Annotated in this window: 2 protein-coding genes; both read right to left on the bottom strand. The window is 57.7% G+C overall.

Features of this window, described 5'->3' with window-relative positions:
* A partial coding sequence (locus EOA60_RS36845; protein ID WP_128312821.1) for a HigA family addiction module antitoxin occupies nucleotides 1–220 on the bottom strand: 220 nt, incomplete at its 3' end.
* Between the two features lie 19 nt (nucleotides 221–239).
* The coding region (locus EOA60_RS38610; RefSeq protein WP_206628484.1) for a hypothetical protein at nucleotides 240–478 on the bottom strand (239 nt) is incomplete at its 5' end.

The following is a 478-nucleotide window of genomic DNA, read 5'->3' as shown; positions in this document are numbered from 1 at the left end:
GTTCGGAAGAGGTACTTGTCACTTTCGCCAGCCTCAGCGCCATGTCGGCCGTCACCGACCTGCGTCCGTTGACGATCTGATTCACAGAAAAGCGTGACACCTGCAATGCCGCCGCAAGCTGGTCCTGCGTGATGCCCAGTGGGACGAGAATGCGATCCCGCAGGAATTCGCCTGGCGTGACAGGAGGCGCCGGCACAAACCGAGTTTGCTGCAATGTCATGCATAAACCCTCGTTCCGTTCAGCGCCTTTCGAAGCGAATGTCGAAAGGGCCCTCTCCCTCGATCCAGCAAAACGTCAGATGCCATTTGCCTTCCACCTGCACGCCAAATCTTCCGGGCGCGTTCTTCCACCGCAACACCGATCCAAATACGCCGACATCTTGCAAACCGCGTGCGGCCACGAGCGGACGCAAGATCCTGTGCGCCTTCACTGTAAGATGTTGGTCGATACCTGGTGCGAAGCGCGTCCAGTATATTT

Origin of the sequence: Mesorhizobium sp. M1A.F.Ca.IN.020.06.1.1 (assembly GCF_004023265.1) — a bacterium.
Classification (GTDB): Bacteria; Pseudomonadota; Alphaproteobacteria; order Rhizobiales; family Rhizobiaceae; genus Mesorhizobium.
Note: the sequence above shows the minus strand (reverse complement) of the source record. Positions and strands in the feature narration are given on the sequence as shown.